Origin of the sequence: Pectobacterium atrosepticum, from assembly GCF_000740965.1 — a bacterium.
In the GTDB taxonomy this organism is placed as follows: domain Bacteria; phylum Pseudomonadota; class Gammaproteobacteria; order Enterobacterales; family Enterobacteriaceae; genus Pectobacterium; species Pectobacterium atrosepticum.
Window position 1 is genome coordinate 2,828,964 of the sequence record NZ_CP009125.1, and the last position, 16,363, is coordinate 2,845,326.

A 16,363-nucleotide genomic window follows, 5' to 3' on the forward strand; every position below is an offset into this window, starting at 1 on the left:
AGTCCCGCCAAACGGGCCATTCAGTAACAGTATGGAGAACACATATGACTCTTCTTACTTCAGAGGATGAGCTCGCTATCAGAAATGCCATAGCTCTGCTGGAAGCCCCTTCCTTTGCAATACAGGCGGCGAATCAGGTTGGAAAACCGATTGAATGGAGCCTATCGAAGTTACCGTCCATAGTGAAAAACAAAATACAGAATCTGGTTCACGCCGCGCTACACAAAGCGGTAAACGCCGCACTCTATACGCTGGAAGACGCCCCTGCTCGCGTGGCATCACCAAGGACACATAAGCTAGCCGTCGCCGCTTCCGGCGCAGTCAGCGGTTTTTTTGGCGCTGCCGGACTGTTGGTTGAACTGCCTATCAGCACCACGATCATGATGCGTTCCGTGGCTGATATTGCTCGCAGCGAAGGTTTCTCCCTCACTGATTATTCCGTCAAAGCCGCCTGTGTGGAAGTTTTCGCGCTCGGCGGTACACAAGAAAGCGACGATGCTGCCGATTCGGCCTATTACGCGTCACGCGCCGTACTTGTCGATATCACAAGACATGCCACACGAGAGTTGATTGGGATAGCAGGAAAGAAAAGCGCGGAGAAAGCATCAGCAAGGGTAACTACCGCACAGGCAGGAAAAACGCTGGCAAAGCTGATTGATGTGGTCGCCACCAGACTAGGTATCACCATGACGGAAAAAATGGCCGCGCAGATTGTCCCCGTGATCGGTGCCGCCAGCGGCGCAGCCATTAATACGCTTTTTATTCACCATTACCAAAACATGGCGAAAGGTCATTTCATCATAAAACGTCTGGAGCAGCAGTATGGTGAAGAGGCGATCAGGTCGGCTTACCTTGAGCTAAAACAGCCACAATCGCCGACCTGATGTAATACGAGAGATTACCCTTCTACCTGCTCCATCGCCTGTAATACGCGTTTATCCGAGATCGGGAACGGCGTTCCTAGCTGTTGGGCAAAGTAGCTAACGCGCAGCTCCTCAAGCATCCAGCGCACCGCCTTCACATCGTCGTCATCGCGTCGTTCCGCAGGCAGCTTATTCCACCACTGCTGCCACGCCTGTTGAACCTGTTCCACTTTCAGCATCTGCGCCCTGTCACGATGTACATCCTGCGCCAGCTTCTCCAGACGTCGCTCTATCGCGTGCAGATAACGCAGTACGTCCGGCAGGCGCTGCCAGCCGTTTTCGGTCACAAAACCGCGGAACACCAGGCCGCTCATCTGGCTTTTGATATCACTTAACGCCAGCGCCATCGCCATATCTATACGCCCTTTCAGGCGCTTGTTAATGGTGAAGACGGCAGTCAAGATTTGCTCAACCTGTTTGGCGATATCGACCACCGTCTCGTTCAGCTCCGCGCGTACTTTCTCATGCAACTGCTGGAAGGCGTCTTCCTGCCAGACAGGACCACCGGATGATTCAATCAGCTTGTCCACCGCACAGGCAATACAGTCATCGATGAGATCCATCACCTTACCGTACGGGTTGAAATAGAGGCCGAGTTTCGCCTTGTTCGGCAGTTTTTCATGCAGATATTTGATCGGCGACGGGATATTCAATAACAACAGACGGCGCAGTCCTTGTCGCATTACCTGCTGTTGCTGGTGTGGCGTGTCAAACAGGCGAATCGCCACGCTATCCTTTTCATCCACCAATGCAGGATAGGCTTTAACCGAGTAGCCACCACGCTTCTGCTCATAACAATTCGGCAGCGAGCCGAAACTCCAAACGTGCAGACCGCGTTGCTCTAACCCATCATCCACCACGGATGACAGCGTTTGTTGCACTTTATCTTTGAGCTGATCTTTCAGCGCGTTCAGGTCTTTACCTTCCCGCTGCGTCCTGTTTTTCTCATCAATGACGCGGAACGTGATTTTCAGATGATCGGGCACCTGATCCCACTGCCACGCTTCGCGTGGCACCGTGACACCCGTCATCAGACGCAGTTCACGTTCCAGCGCATCCAATAACCCTTTCTCCAAGGGAGTGGTACGCGCCAGAAACGCCTCAGCATAGTTCGGCGCAGGGACAAAGTTACGGCGTAACGGCTTAGGCAAGGATTTAATCAACGCGATCGTCAGTTCGCGACGCACGCCGGGAATCTGCCACTCGAAGCCTTCTTCACGCACCTGGTTGAGGATAGGCAACGGAATATGTACCGTCACGCCATCTGCATCCGCGCCCGGCTCAAACTGATAGGACAGGCGCAATTTCAGACTGCCCTGATGCCAGAAGTTCGGGTAGTCCAGCGCGCTCACTTTCTCCGCGCCGTCTTTGATCAACATGCTCTTTTCAAAATTAAGCAGGTCAGCGTTGTCGCGGCTGGCACCTTTCCACCATGTATCAAAATGACGCGACGACACAACATCATGCGGCAAGCGCTGATCGTAGAAGGCAAACAGCGTTTCGTCGTCCACCAGAATGTCGCGACGGCGCGATTTATGCTCTAAATCTTCTACCTCTGCCAGCAGCTTGAGATTGGCACGGAAAAAGGCGTGATGCGTTTGCCAATCGCCTTCCACCAGCCCATGGCGGATGAACATCTCACGCGCCAGCGTCGGATCGATTTGGCTGTAGTTCACCTTACGCGCCGCGACAATCGGCAGCCCGAAGAGCGTCACCTTCTCCTGTGCCATTACTGTGCCCTGCGCTTTCTCCCAGTGAGGATCGCTATAGCTCCGTTTAATCAGGTGCTGAGCCAGCGGCTCGATCCACTCTGGTTCAATACGCGCGGCAATACGTCCCCACAGGCGGCTGGTTTCCACCAGTTCGGCCACCATCGTCCATTTGGGCGGCTTTTTGAATAATCCAGAACCAGGGAAAATAGCAAACCGTGCGTTACGCGCGCCGCTGAACTCTTGTTTCTCAATATCTTTCTGCCCGATATGTGACAACAGCCCGGTGAGCAACGCACAGTGAATACTCAGGTAATCAGCTGGTTCGCTGTTGACCGGCAGCCCCAATTCTTTCACCACCTGACGCAGTTGCGTGTAGATATCTTGCCATTCGCGAACGCGCAGGTAGTTAAGGAAATCAGTGCGGCACTGACGACGGAACTGGCCGGAAGACAGCGCCTTCTGCTGCTCACGTAGATAGTCCCACAGATTGACGAAAGCCAGAAAATCAGAGTCTTTATCGGCAAAGCGGCGGTGTTTTTCATCCGATGCCTGCTTCTTATCCATCGGCCTTTCACGCGGGTCCTGAATCGACAGCGCGGCGGTGATCACCATCACTTCACGCACACAGCCCGTTTTGCGCGCTTCCAGCACCATTCGCGCCAAACGCGGATCAATCGGCAATTGCGCCAACTGTTGCCCTTGCGGCGTCAAATGGTAATGTCCGTTCTCTGCCAGATGAATCGCACCCAACTCCTCCAACAAGCGCACGCCGTCCTGAATGTTGCGCTTATCCGGCGCTTCAACAAACGGGAACGCGGCGATATCGCCCAGCCCCAGCGACGTCATTTGTAGAATAACGGAAGCCAGGTTGGTGCGAAGAATTTCGGGATCGGTAAATTCAGGTCGCGACAGGAAATCCTGCTCGGAATAGAGACGGATACACACCCCAGCGGCGACACGCCCACAGCGCCCTTTACGCTGATTCGCCGACGCCTGCGAGACAGGCTCAATCGGCAGGCGCTGCACCTTGGTGCGGAAGCTATAGCGGCTGATACGCGCGGTGCCGGGATCGATCACATAGCGAATCCCCGGCACGGTTAATGAGGTTTCCGCCACGTTGGTCGCCAGCACGATGCGACGGCCATGATGTGACTGGAAGACGCGGTTCTGTTCCTGATTCGACAGGCGCGCATAGAGCGGGAGAATCTCGGTATGCGGCAAGTCCAGACGGGTCAACGCCTCTGCCGTATCGCGAATTTCACGTTCACCGCTCATGAAGACCAGAATATCCCCCGGCCCTTCGCGCGTAAGCTCATCAACCGCATCAAAAATCGCCTGTAGCTGGTCGCGCTCGCTGTCATCAGCGTCTTCCACCACGGGACGATAGCGCACATCCACCGGATACGTTCGGCCAGACACTTCAATGATCGGCGCATTATTAAAATGGCGGGAGAAGCGCTGCGGATCGATGGTGGCCGACGTAATAATCACTTTTAAATCGGGGCGTTTTGGTAAAAGCTGGCACAAATAGCCCATAATGAAATCGATATTCAGGCTGCGTTCGTGCGCTTCATCGATAATCAGCGTGTCGTACTGCATCAACAGGCGATCTTGCTGAATTTCAGCCAGCAAAATACCGTCGGTCATCAACTTGACCAGCGTATTGTCACCGACTTGATCGTTAAAACGGACTTTATATCCGACGCTGCCGCCCAGCGGCGTTTCCAACTCTGCGGCAATGCGATCGGCAACGGTTCTGGCCGCCAGACGGCGCGGCTGCGTGTGGCCAATCAGACCGTGCACACCGCGACCCAGTTCAAGACAGATTTTCGGCAACTGCGTGGTCTTACCCGACCCCGTCTCACCTGCGACGATAATTACCTGATTATTACGCAGGGCCTCCAGTATCTCGTCTTTTTTCTGGCTAACGGGAAGCTGTTCAGGATAGTGAATCGTCGGACAGCTTGCCCGCCGGTTTTCGACTTTCTGGCGTGCAGCAGCGATTTCCCCCTCAATTTCCTGAGCGATGGCGGCCTGAGCCTGCGGGCTACTGACCTTCGCTGCGCCCTGTAAACGGCGGCGCAAACGTTGCCGATCGCGAAGCATTAGCTCACTTAACTGCGTAGATAATGCACTGAGAGGTGATTTCACGTTGCTCTTCCTTAATCGTTTTCTAATTCTTTTCTCTGTCGGGGAGATGATCGCCACCGAATCTGGCTCAATTGAGCCTAACCTGATTTTAAGGCACTGAATTTTTAAGCCGTGGATAGTAGCACATTGTCATAACCGGCTCTAATGGCACCACCTGGTCTTAGGTAAGAACGGTCTTATGCAAAAACTGTCTTATTCAATAAAATCGAATAAAGACCTCGAATATTTGCACTTTTTACTTTCCAGAACACCGCATAAGATGTGAAGCATCAAAGGGCGTTATGTTGTCGCCCACTTCAATCACTAAAGGAATTGGCAATGAGCAAAGTATTGGTTCTGAAATCAAGCATTCTGGCAGGTTATTCTCAGTCAAACCAACTGGCCGACCACTTCACCACTCAGTGGCAGTCTGCACATCCAGACGATAGCATCACCGTACGCGATTTGGCCGCTCAACCGATTCCGGTTCTCGATGGTGAATTAGTCGGCGCACTGCGTCCTTCCGATGCCACTCTGACTCCTCGTCAGCAGGAAGCACTGAAACTGTCCGACGACTTAATCGCTGAATTGCAGGCACACGACGTGATCGTGATCGCTGCACCAATGTATAACTTCAACATTCCTACCCAGTTGAAGAACTACTTCGACCTGGTGGCACGCGCGGGTGTAACGTTCCGCTACACCGAGCAAGGCCCTGAAGGTCTGGTGAAAGGCAAACGCGCTATCGTATTAACCAGCCGTGGTGGTATCCATAAAGGCACACCAACCGATCTGCTGGAACCGTACCTGCGTGTGTTCCTGGGCTTCCTCGGTCTGACTGACCTTGAGTTCGTATTCGCTGAAGGCTACGGCTACGGCCCGGATGTGGCACAGAAAGCGACCGAAGACGCAAAAACACAGCTGTCCCAACTGGTCACCGCATAACGAACCATTATTCATCGCGAATAATGGTTCATATACCCTAAATAATTCGAGTTTCAGGCAGGCGGCAAGAGAAGGAATCCCGATGAGCTTACTCAAGTAAGTGATTCGGGTGAGTGACAAATCCGCCAAAGGCTGATTTGAGCGCTGCTTGCAGCGACCCCAACGGGGCGAGGCCCACGCGAGTGGGCTGAGTAGTGCAGCCAACGCACATGCAACTTGAAGTATGACGGGTATACCGACCTTGCCATTACATTGATTTAATTGGCTTAATTATTGCGCGCCTTCCGGCGCGCTTTTCTTTATCTCATCACCTGCCGCATTGTCGGATCTTTCCAGCAGTTGCGTCGCTTCTTTATCCGCTTTGATGTGAATCTCATGCTCGATCTTCACATTCATATTGATGGTGATCGGCTCTTTGGGCGCGGCAACCTCAATGCGCGGCACACATCCCGTCAGGAAGGCTACCGTGCAACACACCAGCACTGTCTCGCTTTTATTCATTGTCCTGCCTTGAGTTTATTCATTCGCCTGCTGTTCCAGCGTATCCCGCAAGTTATCGCCAAAGCGCAAACTGCGCCATAGTTGGAAGATATTCTCCTGATGGCGATAGTTAAGAATAACCTGTCGTTTCGCGCTGAGCTGCGGATTTTTCCCCTGCACCCGCGACGTTAATGTCAGCTCACCTTGGTTATTCAGGTCAAGCGTGGCATAAGAACGCCCGATCTCCAGATAGCGCAACCAACCAATCGCCGCACCGCCCGCCAAACTTTTACTCGCTAACTCGTCTGCCAGTTGGTTATCCAATCGTAGCGTCAGGAAACCATCGTTGGTAATTCGTCCACCTTCAATCAGCGTGGTCGGATGATTAAAATTCAGCGGAAGCGTACCACTCACACGCCCGGACAGCGCAAACTGCTTTTGCTTTACCACAGTGATCAGTTCGCTGAGATCGACACTCTTAACGGTGAGAAGTGCCGGCTCACGCTGCGGCCAGCGCAACGTGGACAGGCCGACATGCCCATTCAATACGTCCATATCAGCCTGAGACATAATCAGCGGTCGTCGCTCACTGTACGGATAAAACCCTTGTAGATCGACGCGGATATTGTTCATCCTAAACAGGTTATCCAATACATCGATTCGCAGCGTGACGGGCTGCTTGACGCCCAGTTGCCAACGTTGATCTTTCAGGCGATAAGGGAGAACAAAATTTACCCCGCTAACTTCGCCATCCTGTAGCCATAGCCCACCATTTTTCACCACCCAATGTCCGCCAGCGCTGAACCCTTCTTTACGTGCAGCGGAAAAGGCCGCCTGTGCGTAAAACTGTCCGGTGCGGATATTCATTTTCAACAACGGGGAAAGCAGAGGCTGAAACACCTTAAGCGGCTGTATTGGCCACCATGCGCCACCGCGCAGTCGCTCACCATCCCAGCGTCCGCGCAGCCTAACGGGCCCAATATCTTCAGCCTGTAGCTGCCCCTGTAGCTGGAAATCATTTGGGCTGCGCCCCTGCATTTCCAGCGTTAACAATGAAGGCGGTAAATAGCCACCGTTGCTGAAGTGCGCTCGCTCGGAGGCCAGTTGCAACGCCCCTTGAAAATGTTCGCCTGAGCGGGCGCGCTGCCAACGGATCGGCTCAGTAATCGTCAGGCGAGGCTGGTGTACCGTCACAATGCCATAACCCAGTTGGTCCAGCCCACTCGACAGTTGGCTCACTTCAATCAGCGTATCCTGCCAACGACCTCGACCCGCTACGTCCCACTGTCCTTTCAGCGGCGGCAGGCGACCACTGCCCCAATAGCGCCATTGCCACTCACCTTGGTCCGGCCAGAAATCCTGCGCCTGACCGTCAAGGTGCAGGTTAAAGCGTCCCCAGTATGCTTCCCGTGCCTTCACAATCGCCTGTAGCCGCCCATTCACGCCCGTCGCACTGATCCTAACGCCAGCCAGCGGCCAACGCGCTTCTTCAAGATAAATCTGTGGTGCGGGCGTTCCCCAGGCACGTAGCAGCGCGCCCGGTAAAAGAGAGAGTTCGGGGTTGAGAATAGAACCCTGCAAAATCCCCGGTAGCGTCGCCGTCAGGGAGAGCGCCGGTAAGTTAGCCTGTCCGGTAAGCTGAAAGCGCAATTCACTGTTGAGCAAACCGATATTGCCCGGCCCCAGCACCAACACGGCGTTAGCCTTGCCGTTATGTCCTTGCGTCAGCATATTCAACCGCGCATTAATCGTGGTGGCATCCAGCCCTTGCCGCCAGTGCTGTAATGTCATGGCTACTTGCCCTGAGAGTGGCTGATCCGCATAAGGCCAGCGCCAGACGCCGTTAATGACCTGAATAACGTCATCCGTCAGTTGCCACGGCAGCGATATCAGCGGCGTCTCATCATTCGCCGCATTCAGTACCAGTTCGCCTTGCTGCTTATGCCAATCCAACAGGAGCGAGAGCGGATCCGGCGTCTGCCCTGAATCCAGCTTGCCGGTAAGCCGCCCCCGCACCGGTGCGGCATCCAGTGTATCGGCCAACTCCATCTCACCACTGACTTGTAAACGCACAAATCCTGCTGGCGTGGCAAGCGTGCTTTCATGCAGAGTCAGGCGTGTATCATTTAGCTCTGCCCTAAACGCTAACTGATCGCCCTGATAATCGAGTGTTTGTTGTTGTTTGCCATCGCTACTGAACCTCACCTGTCCGGCATAATCCTGCCAAGGCTGTAGCGTAAATGTCTTTACCTGAATAGTGGCAGCAGGCAGTCGCCGCTGCCATTGCGATAGCTGCACCGCAGGTTCAGTGCTGTTACCTGCTGGCACATGCTGCAAGCAGTCGCTGTTTAACGTCACAGCATCAATATCGGCATGCCATCGCCAGCTATGCCAGCGCAACGTCATATTCCGTACGTCAAATAGCGTGCATTCCCCAGCCGTAATACTGAATCCCGCGCTATGTAGCCCGCCGCCCTGCCAGCCAGGCGACCCATTTACGGTCAACGACAGGCCCGCAGGTAGCCAGATTTCGGCAAGGCGCGGCAGCCACTGTGGCAATGCCCGCCAGGAGAGAAACAGCAAGGCTGCCAACAGAAAAGCGATTGGAAGTGCCTGTTTTTTAATCATTAGAGAATGTTAAGCATATGTTCAATGTCCGTAAAAATCCGTCCTGAATTTACCCGTTGATTGTTCATTCACAAATAGCTCTTTTTATTAACAAATAACCCTACCCAACTCACATTTAGCCCTATTGTGCGTACAGGCTCATTACCCTTTCGTGGTAAAATGTTTAATTGAGGTTATATTTTGTAATGAATCTCGTTATCTCATCATGAACAAAGCGTTTCTGGGTGGATATCAGGATTATCTCCTTCTGTCCGAATCGCCTTAAAAAAAAGCAATGAGCAACCTGAACCATTACCGCTATCCGCTGATTCATTTTCGTGGGTATGCCTCATGTTAAATCAGTAATCGGACACAGCATATCAAGGACTGCTTTATGCGTAATAACACCCCAGTCACCGACCATCAACTCCCGCTTTCTGAAAAAACCAGACTCATGTCGGTCACCACGCCAGAAAGCCACATTACTTATGCAAACAAAGATTTTATTGATGTCAGCGGCTACACCACCGATGAGCTGATGGGGCAGCCCCATAATCTTATCCGACACCCGGATATGCCACCAGCCGCCTTCGCAGATATGTGGAAAACGCTGCGTGCAGGGAATATCTGGACGGGAATTGTAAAAAATCGGTGCAAAAATGGCGATCATTATTGGGTAAAATCCAGCACCACGCCGTTGAGAAAAGGCGGTGAGATTACCGGTTATATGTCTGTGCGAACCGCCGCGTCGCCCGACGAAATTCGCCAAGCCGAGACGCTCTATGCCAGTGCGAACGAAGGTAAACTGAAACACCGCACGTTCCATCACGGTCTACTTATTTATACTGGACCATTGCGTATCCTGAGCCTTTTTAAAACCATGCCGCTACGCTGGCGCATCCGCAGCTATTTTCTGCTCTTTAGCCTGATTCCATTAATCGCCGCCTATTCCCTACTGGCGGGAACGGCATTGGCTTCTGTGCTTTTTCCGCTGCTTATCGCCTGCTGTTTTGTCAGTGGAGAGCTTCTGGTGCACCATGTCGCCCGCCCCATCGAGCAAATATTGGCTCAGGCCATGCGTTCCGCTGCCGGACAGGCAGACAATCTAACGCAGCTTAATCGCGTGGATGAAATTGGCATGTTAATGCGGGCAGTAAACCAGTCCGGTATGAACTTCCGCACTTTCGTGGACGATGTGAACACCAATCTGAGCGAGCTGAAAAACGCCTGTAATGAAATCGCGCAAGGCAACCATACGCTGGCACAGTGCTGCGAGGAGACGGAAAAAAGCCTGCAACAGACTGCCGCGTCCGTGGAACAGCTCACTGCAACAATAAAAAGTAATGCGGAAGCCTCGCTTCAAGCCTCTATATACACGCAGGATGTGAATCAGGCGGTGAACTCTGGCGAACAGGCCGTCAGCCAGGTCTCCGATACGATGGAGACGATCACACGCTCCAGCGAACGCATTACGGATATCGTCAGCGTGATGGATAATCTCGCGTTTCAGACTAATATTCTCGCCGTGAACGCCGCCGTCGAAGCTGCGCATGCCGGAGAACAGGGGAAGAGTTTTGCGGTGGTCGCGAGTGAAGTTCGTTCGTTAGCGCAGCGCAGTGCCTCCTCCTCCAGCGATATTTCGACCATTATTGACGAAACGCTGAATAGTATCCGTACCGGCGAACAGCAGGTCTCGCATACACACAAATCCATGAGCAATATTCTGCTTCAGGTTCAGCACGTCACTAATTTGATGAATGAGATCAGCCTCGCAACGCAGGAACAATCTTTAGGGCTGGAGCAAATTAATGAGGCGGTAAATCGCATTGATGAACTCACACATCAGAATACCGCATTGGCCAGTCAGTCACATTCAGCCACCGATCACCTGCAACAGCAGATATCGAGTATGGTACAGGCTGCCTCGGTCTTCAGCCTTTCCCGCTAATCTCATCTTTAACGGGCGCTTACATCAGGGCGCTCGTCGCCTTCCCTCTCATCATCTCCCGTCGTTCTTCAACATGTGTTGCCCACAGTGCAAATTTGCAAAGGCATAATATACTTAGCAAATGAATGCTTTTGGTCATCAGCATGCGCGTTTGCAGCCAGTCAGGTCGGACAACTACTTTCCGAAAGGGAAAATAACGTAAGAAACTAATGAGAATATATAAATCCCTGAGCTAATTATTTCTTAGACATTGCCGTTAATTAGATAGCGTTAATCGTTTTTCAGTTAGCTAATGGATCTAAAAACATCATATTTACGCTTGCTTATACTAAAAGGATCAATAAATGCGTAAGAATTTTCCTGTCAGCGATATTCAGTATTTATTAGATGAAAAAGCCAAGCTAATGTCGGTTACGACCACCGATAGTCATATCACTTATGCAAATGACGATTTTATTGATGCCAGTGGTTACGACTTTGAGGAAATCCTCCACCAACCTCACAATATCGTACGTCACCCAGATATGCCCCCGCTGGCGTTTGCCGACATGTGGGCAACGCTGAAGGCAGGTAAAATCTGGACGGCGGTCGTCAAGAACCGCCGTAAGAGTGGCGATTACTATTGGGTGAAGGCCAGTACGACGCCGCTGATGAAGGAAGGGAAAATAACAGGATATATGTCGGTGCGAACGCGCGTTTCTCAGGAAGAGATTCGACAAGCTGAAGCGCTTTATCATCAAATGAATGAGAATAAATTAAAAAACCGCCGACTGTATCAAGGATTGCTGATTTATAAAGGGCCGCTCAAGTTCCTTAGCTTATTTAATGTCATTCCGGTACGTTGGCGGATTAGAAGCTATGTTTTCCTTTTCATGTTATTCGCGCTTCTTTTCTTACTCGCAACCCTTCCACTCACCACACCGTTATTCGTTTTTGTTTTGGCGCTACTCGCTGGCGCGACAATAACCAGTGAATTATTAGTTCAGCACTTGGCAAAACCGCTGGAAAAAATTCTCCGCCAAGCCATTAATTCTGCATCCGGGCAGGCGGATAACTCGTTTCAACTTAATCGGGTGGATGAAGTGGGCATGTTATTACGCGCCGTCAATCAATCCGGTATGAATTTCCGTACGTTTGTCGATGATGTCAACGGCAAGCTGGCCGAGCTACGCCACGCCTGCGGCGAGATTGCTTCTGGGAATTACACGCTCAGCCAGCGCTGTGAAGATACCGCACAAAGTTTGCAATCTACTGCGTCATCAATGGAAGAGTTAACGGCAACGATTCAAAGTAATGCGTCTGCCACACAGTTGGCGACACGATGTGCAAATGATGCCAATCAGGCTGCCGACGCTGGCGAGAAAGCGGTCAACCAAGTAACAGAGACGATGGCGACCATGACGCGTTCCAGCAAAGAGATCACCGACATCATCAGCGTGCTGGATAATCTGGCGTTCCAGACCAATATTCTGGCGCTTAATGCGGCAGTAGAAGCGGCTCATGCTGGAGAACAAGGAAAGAGTTTCGCCGTGGTTGCGGGGGAAGTTCGTATTCTGGCACAGCGTAGCGCTGCTGCCGCAAAAGACATCGCGGAGATTATCGACACCACGATTGCGAATATTCACACCAGCGACAAATTGGTCAACCATACCAGCCAGTCAATGCAAAATATTTTAACGCAGGTGCAGCAGGTTACGCAGCTTGTGAATCAGATCAGCTTGGCGACACAAGAGCAATCACAAGGGCTGGGGCAGATTAATTCCGCAGTGAACAACATTGATGAATTGACGCGCCAGAACACCATCTTAGCGACACATTCCAGTTCTGCCATCAACAGCCTGGAACAGCAGATATCTACCATGTCCGAAGCCGTATCGGTCTTCAGCATCCCTCGCTAAATCCGTTCTTATGCAGTTATCACCTCTTATTTTCAAACCGTTACTGTCAGTAAGGTAACGGTTTGTCACCGCCCAATTTTCTGATAGCTTAATCTGAGGATTTTTCGGAGAAACTATCAATGAAACTGGCAATTTACAGCACTAAGCAGTATGACCGTAAATATCTGGAACAGGTCAATCAGCAGTTTGGCTATGAACTGGAGTTTTTTGATTTCATGCTGACCTCGCGCACAGCGAAAACAGCCGCGGGCTGTCAGGCCGTCTGCATCTTCGTGAATGATGATGGCAGCCGCGACGTGTTGACCGAACTGGCGGGGTTGGGCATTAAAACACTGGCGCTACGCTGCGCAGGCTTTAACAATGTCGATTTGGAAGCCGCCAAGGAGCTGGGTATCAGCGTGGTACGCGTTCCCGCGTATTCCCCCGAGGCCGTCGCTGAGCATGCAGTCGGCCTGATGCTGACGCTCAACCGCCGTATTCACCGCGCCTATCAACGTACCCGCGACGCGAACTTCTCTCTGGAAGGGCTGATTGGGTTCAATATGCACAACCGGACGGCGGGCATTATCGGTACTGGCAAAATCGGCATCGCCACCATGCGCATCCTGAAAGGCTTTGGCATGCGCCTGCTGGCATTCGATCCTTACCCGAACCCGCAGGCGTTAGAGTTAGGGGCGGAATATGTCGATCTCAAAACGCTGTACGCCAATGCGGACGTTATTTCTCTGCATTGTCCGCTGACGCCAGAGAATCATCATCTGCTGAATCAGGCGGCCTTTGCACAAATGAAAAATGGCGTCATGATCGTCAATACCAGCCGTGGCGGACTGATCGATTCGCAGGCCGCTATCGATGCATTGAAGCAGCAGAAAATTGGCGCGTTGGGTATGGACGTTTATGAAAACGAGCGCGATCTCTTCTTCGCCGATAAATCTAACGATGTAATCCAGGACGATATTTTCCGCCGTCTATCGGCGTGCCACAACGTACTGTTTACCGGACATCAGGCTTTCCTGACCGAAGAAGCGTTGATCAGTATTTCCCAAACCACGCTACAGAACCTGAAAGACATCAGCCAGAACGTGCCCTGCGCCAATCTGGTTACGCCTTAAGGTTTTCTGCGGCAGTACAGACTGCCGCACATTCACCCCGCAGGACAGCTTCCATTCATCACCGATTGTTCGCTACAGCGCTTACCATTTGCTAACTGACAGGCTCCCACGTTCATACCATCCAGTTGTCTGGCACTCGCCATCGTCCCGCCAATCAATGTACAGTTGACGTCAACCGGAGAACTGCTTTTCAGCAACACCGCGGTACTCCTATCATCATTTTGCATAGCATCTTGTTGGGCAACCGCAGCGTTCTCACTATGATTACTGCATCCCGCCAGCAGGAGCGCAGCAGCAGTACATAGCCATGGCAAAAATTTCATGTTTTGGCCTCGTATCGGATGGACCACAGATTCTGACGCCACATTGGGCACCAAAATCTGACGAATAGACTTTTCAGATAAAGACTATATCCACCACATCTCACGTCGGCAACCGCGATCGTGAAGCAAAAGGCATTATCCCCCTAAACCCCGCACCAGAGGAGACGAAAAAATCATCACTCGGAAGTCAAAGCGATGTACCAAACACCGTGTTTTTTCACGCTAAGCAATCTTTCACATACTTATATTTAATATAGGTAATAGCAAAGATAGCTTGTCGACTTCTTATTAAATAAAACCATAACCATCATTTAATTTAAACATAATAATTAGCTGATAAATCATTTAAATTATTAACACTTCATTGATTTCTTCATTTAAATACCAAGTTTCAGTTATTTTTTTGATATCGCAAATATTAACTTTTTACATAAAGAAAGGAATTAATTATCATTGGTAAATAAAATCACATCGAATAGTGTCATTTCAATGCTCTCAGAAAGACTAATAGAGCATCACAGCAACAATATTAACAATAAAATTAAATAAGGTGACATAATGTCAAATCAACTTCTTAGTGGATGGATTGCTTTCCGTGATTTGAATGATACAGATAAAGCGCTTTTTAAATCTACTGTACATCTGTTGGGCGTGACCTACTCTCCTTTATTTGTCGCAACACAGGTGGTATCAGGCACAAACTATTCTTTTCTGACGAAAGGCACGGTAACGTCTCCAGAGGCACCGCTGAGAATTGTCAAAATCCATGTTTACAAACCGCTAAGCAGCGAGGCGCACATTACTAAAATTGAAGAAGTTCTGCCGCAATAAATAGTTCATAAAATAAATATCACTACGGCTAGTTTATTTATCTTACTAGCCGTAGTACCGTTTTACTGTATATTCCCAACTTGCCAGAACCGCCTCCTATTTTACCTGAACCTCCACCCAGCAATGAAAGTGTATCGCTATTGCTACCTAATAAATTTCCGGGGGTGCGAGGCCACTGCAATCAAAAATCGGTCCAATACCCGCCGACTCCCCAACAGGAATGAACTGACCCCATAATGATTTTGTGGTATAAAAACCGGAGCAACTTTTTAAGGCATACTCCGGTATTTTTCGCGAATTTAGCGCGGATTATCCCTTAACTCAAGTTCAAAGAACTAAAACTAGTAATACTCTGATTAATTAGAAAAACCTACGATAGTGATTATAAAGGCATTATATCCTTTAGAGGAATCATCGTTGATATTTTCGATAGCATTATCATTGCTCTTTTTTATTTCACTTTTATCAGTCAACTTATCGAAACCATCCCACCGAGTGTTCCCATCAGGTTGGAATCCTGGATTCAACCAGTGACCACCTTCGATCATTCCGATTGGTAGATTGCGTTTAGTCGCTTCCTGGCATACTTCAATAGCTGCCTTTGGTGATAATTTCATTACAGCATTACCACCAAGTTCAAAGAAAAATTCACCTTCGCTAAAAAAATCTCGCTTATTTTTATTCATTTTTATCTCCCCAATTAATACGTGAATCATCAACCCATTCGGGATCACTTTTATCACTGAACTGAACGACTTCCCCTGTCCGATCATTAACTACGATATATTTCCCAAATTCGCCATAAACAGAGGCAGGATCATTTCTACCTAAAAAATCAGGGGGCGTCTTTTTAGGACTACACTTATCTTCGGCGCTGCCTTTTGCTCCTTTTGAAACGGTATCTCGAACATCTTGTTCCGTCCACCCACGATTTCCAAGCTGCTCCCTGATTTTATCATCCAACTTCAGCTCAGGAGCTTTACCTTTATCCTTTTCTTGCTCATCCTTCAGCTTTTGATCCGCCGATTTTTTATCCTGCTCAGCTTTTACCCTGCTTTCCAACGCAATAATCAGAGATTTTTCAGCGTTGCTAATTAGTTCCTTGCTCTTTAGCAATTCACTGCGGAGATAACCGTAATATTCCAGAGCTTGCTCTTTGTATACGTCACCTAAGACAAACATAGTTTCGCTAGGATCATTCAGCATATCTTGTGAAAGATTGTTCACAGAATATTTTGTAATGACATCATGCCAAATGATTTCGTCAGTAAACAAAGCACCGGATCCCTGTGCAAAAAGATCGTTGAGATATGAACAAAAAAATTAGCTACTCTTTCTCGTCCATAGGGCAATTGTGGAATGCTGCGGTAAAACGATCTGGCATTCGTCGCCGTAATCCGTACCATACACGCCATGATCACGCAGACCATATTGGCGTCTGCTCTGAACCGTTT

The 16,363-nt window shown here is 50.3% G+C and carries 12 protein-coding genes and 1 pseudogene; 7 read left to right on the forward strand and 6 right to left on the reverse strand.

Annotated features, from left to right (window positions below; translation table 11 throughout):
• Positions 1–44 precede the first annotated feature (44 nt).
• Complete coding sequence (locus tag GZ59_RS12495; RefSeq protein ID WP_039292140.1) at positions 45–884, forward strand: EcsC family protein; 840 nt, start codon at positions 45–47, stop codon at positions 882–884.
• 14 nt (positions 885–898) lie between these two features.
• On the opposite strand, the gene hrpA is transcribed toward GZ59_RS12495, so the two are convergent.
• The gene (gene hrpA, locus GZ59_RS12500) at positions 899–4,786 is read right to left on the reverse strand and encodes an ATP-dependent RNA helicase HrpA (RefSeq protein WP_039292144.1); all 3,888 of its coding nucleotides are present in this window, start codon (positions 4,784–4,786) and stop codon (positions 899–901) included.
• Positions 4,787–5,104: 318 nt separating this feature from the next.
• On the opposite strand from hrpA, the gene GZ59_RS12505 reads away from it, so the two are divergent.
• The gene (locus tag GZ59_RS12505; protein ID WP_005972365.1) at positions 5,105–5,710 is read left to right on the forward strand and encodes an FMN-dependent NADH-azoreductase; all 606 of its coding nucleotides are present in this window, start codon (positions 5,105–5,107) and stop codon (positions 5,708–5,710) included.
• A gap of 270 nt (positions 5,711–5,980) precedes the next feature.
• Here the strand turns inward: GZ59_RS12505 and GZ59_RS12510 are convergent, their stop codons facing one another.
• Positions 5,981–6,211 (reverse strand): YnbE family lipoprotein, encoded by a 231-nt coding sequence (locus GZ59_RS12510; protein WP_011093566.1) that lies wholly within the window; start codon positions 6,209–6,211, stop codon positions 5,981–5,983.
• Between the two features lie 15 nt (positions 6,212–6,226).
• On the reverse strand, positions 6,227–8,818 hold the full coding sequence (locus tag GZ59_RS12515) for a YdbH family protein (RefSeq protein ID WP_011093565.1): 2,592 nt from the start codon (positions 8,816–8,818) through the stop codon (positions 6,227–6,229).
• A 373-nt stretch (positions 8,819–9,191) separates the two neighbouring features.
• On the opposite strand from GZ59_RS12515, the gene GZ59_RS12520 reads away from it, so the two are divergent.
• The 3 genes from GZ59_RS12520 (at position 9,192) to GZ59_RS12530 (ending at position 13,755) form a co-directional block, all read left to right on the forward strand.
• The gene (locus GZ59_RS12520; RefSeq protein WP_011093564.1) at positions 9,192–10,745 is read left to right on the forward strand and encodes a methyl-accepting chemotaxis protein; all 1,554 of its coding nucleotides are present in this window, start codon (positions 9,192–9,194) and stop codon (positions 10,743–10,745) included.
• A gap of 344 nt (positions 10,746–11,089) precedes the next feature.
• Complete coding sequence (locus tag GZ59_RS12525) at positions 11,090–12,643, forward strand: methyl-accepting chemotaxis protein (protein ID WP_011093563.1); 1,554 nt, start codon at positions 11,090–11,092, stop codon at positions 12,641–12,643.
• 119 nt (positions 12,644–12,762) lie between these two features.
• Positions 12,763–13,755 (forward strand): 2-hydroxyacid dehydrogenase, encoded by a 993-nt coding sequence (locus GZ59_RS12530; protein ID WP_011093562.1) that lies wholly within the window; start codon positions 12,763–12,765, stop codon positions 13,753–13,755.
• Between the two features lie 32 nt (positions 13,756–13,787).
• Here GZ59_RS12530 and GZ59_RS12535 read toward each other — a convergent pair whose 3' ends face one another.
• Complete coding sequence (locus tag GZ59_RS12535; protein WP_011093561.1) at positions 13,788–14,078, reverse strand: putative hemolysin; 291 nt, start codon at positions 14,076–14,078, stop codon at positions 13,788–13,790.
• A gap of 558 nt (positions 14,079–14,636) precedes the next feature.
• Here GZ59_RS12535 and GZ59_RS12540 point away from each other — a divergent pair.
• Positions 14,637–14,909, forward strand: a complete 273-nt coding sequence (locus GZ59_RS12540; protein ID WP_011093560.1) for a hypothetical protein — start codon at positions 14,637–14,639, stop codon at positions 14,907–14,909.
• 356 nt (positions 14,910–15,265) lie between these two features.
• On the opposite strand, the gene GZ59_RS12545 is transcribed toward GZ59_RS12540, so the two are convergent.
• Together GZ59_RS12545 and GZ59_RS12550 are read right to left on the reverse strand one after the other, a co-directional pair.
• Entirely contained in the window at positions 15,266–15,595 is a 330-nt protein-coding gene (locus GZ59_RS12545) for a colicin transporter (RefSeq protein ID WP_226302296.1), read from the reverse strand.
• On the reverse strand, positions 15,588–16,184 hold the full coding sequence (locus tag GZ59_RS12550; RefSeq protein ID WP_011093558.1) for a colicin E5-related ribonuclease: 597 nt from the start codon (positions 16,182–16,184) through the stop codon (positions 15,588–15,590). Before GZ59_RS12550 ends, GZ59_RS12545 begins: the two co-directional genes overlap by 8 nt.
• A 41-nt stretch (positions 16,185–16,225) precedes the next feature.
• On the opposite strand from GZ59_RS12550, the pseudogene GZ59_RS23915 reads away from it, so the two are divergent.
• Positions 16,226–16,333: pseudogene (locus GZ59_RS23915) on the forward strand (hypothetical protein); the annotation flags it as partial.
• Positions 16,334–16,363: the final 30 nt, after the last annotated feature.

Excerpts from the sequence above, each read along its gene's own strand:
- GZ59_RS12495 (WP_039292140.1), top strand. The coding sequence starts at position 45 with ATGACTCTTCTTACTTCAGAGGATGAGCTCGCTATCAGAAATGCCATA.
- GZ59_RS12505 (WP_005972365.1), top strand. The coding sequence starts at position 5,105 with ATGAGCAAAGTATTGGTTCTGAAATCAAGCATTCTGGCAGGTTATTCT.
- GZ59_RS12510 (WP_011093566.1), bottom strand. The coding sequence starts at position 6,211 with ATGAATAAAAGCGAGACAGTGCTGGTGTGTTGCACGGTAGCCTTCCTG.
- GZ59_RS12515 (WP_011093565.1), bottom strand. The coding sequence starts at position 8,818 with ATGATTAAAAAACAGGCACTTCCAATCGCTTTTCTGTTGGCAGCCTTG.
- GZ59_RS12520 (WP_011093564.1), top strand. The coding sequence starts at position 9,192 with ATGCGTAATAACACCCCAGTCACCGACCATCAACTCCCGCTTTCTGAA.
- GZ59_RS12525 (WP_011093563.1), top strand. The coding sequence starts at position 11,090 with ATGCGTAAGAATTTTCCTGTCAGCGATATTCAGTATTTATTAGATGAA.
- GZ59_RS12530 (WP_011093562.1), top strand. The coding sequence starts at position 12,763 with ATGAAACTGGCAATTTACAGCACTAAGCAGTATGACCGTAAATATCTG.
- GZ59_RS12535 (WP_011093561.1), bottom strand. The coding sequence starts at position 14,078 with ATGAAATTTTTGCCATGGCTATGTACTGCTGCTGCGCTCCTGCTGGCG.
- GZ59_RS12540 (WP_011093560.1), top strand. The coding sequence starts at position 14,637 with ATGTCAAATCAACTTCTTAGTGGATGGATTGCTTTCCGTGATTTGAAT.
- GZ59_RS12545 (WP_226302296.1), bottom strand. The coding sequence starts at position 15,595 with ATGAATAAAAATAAGCGAGATTTTTTTAGCGAAGGTGAATTTTTCTTT.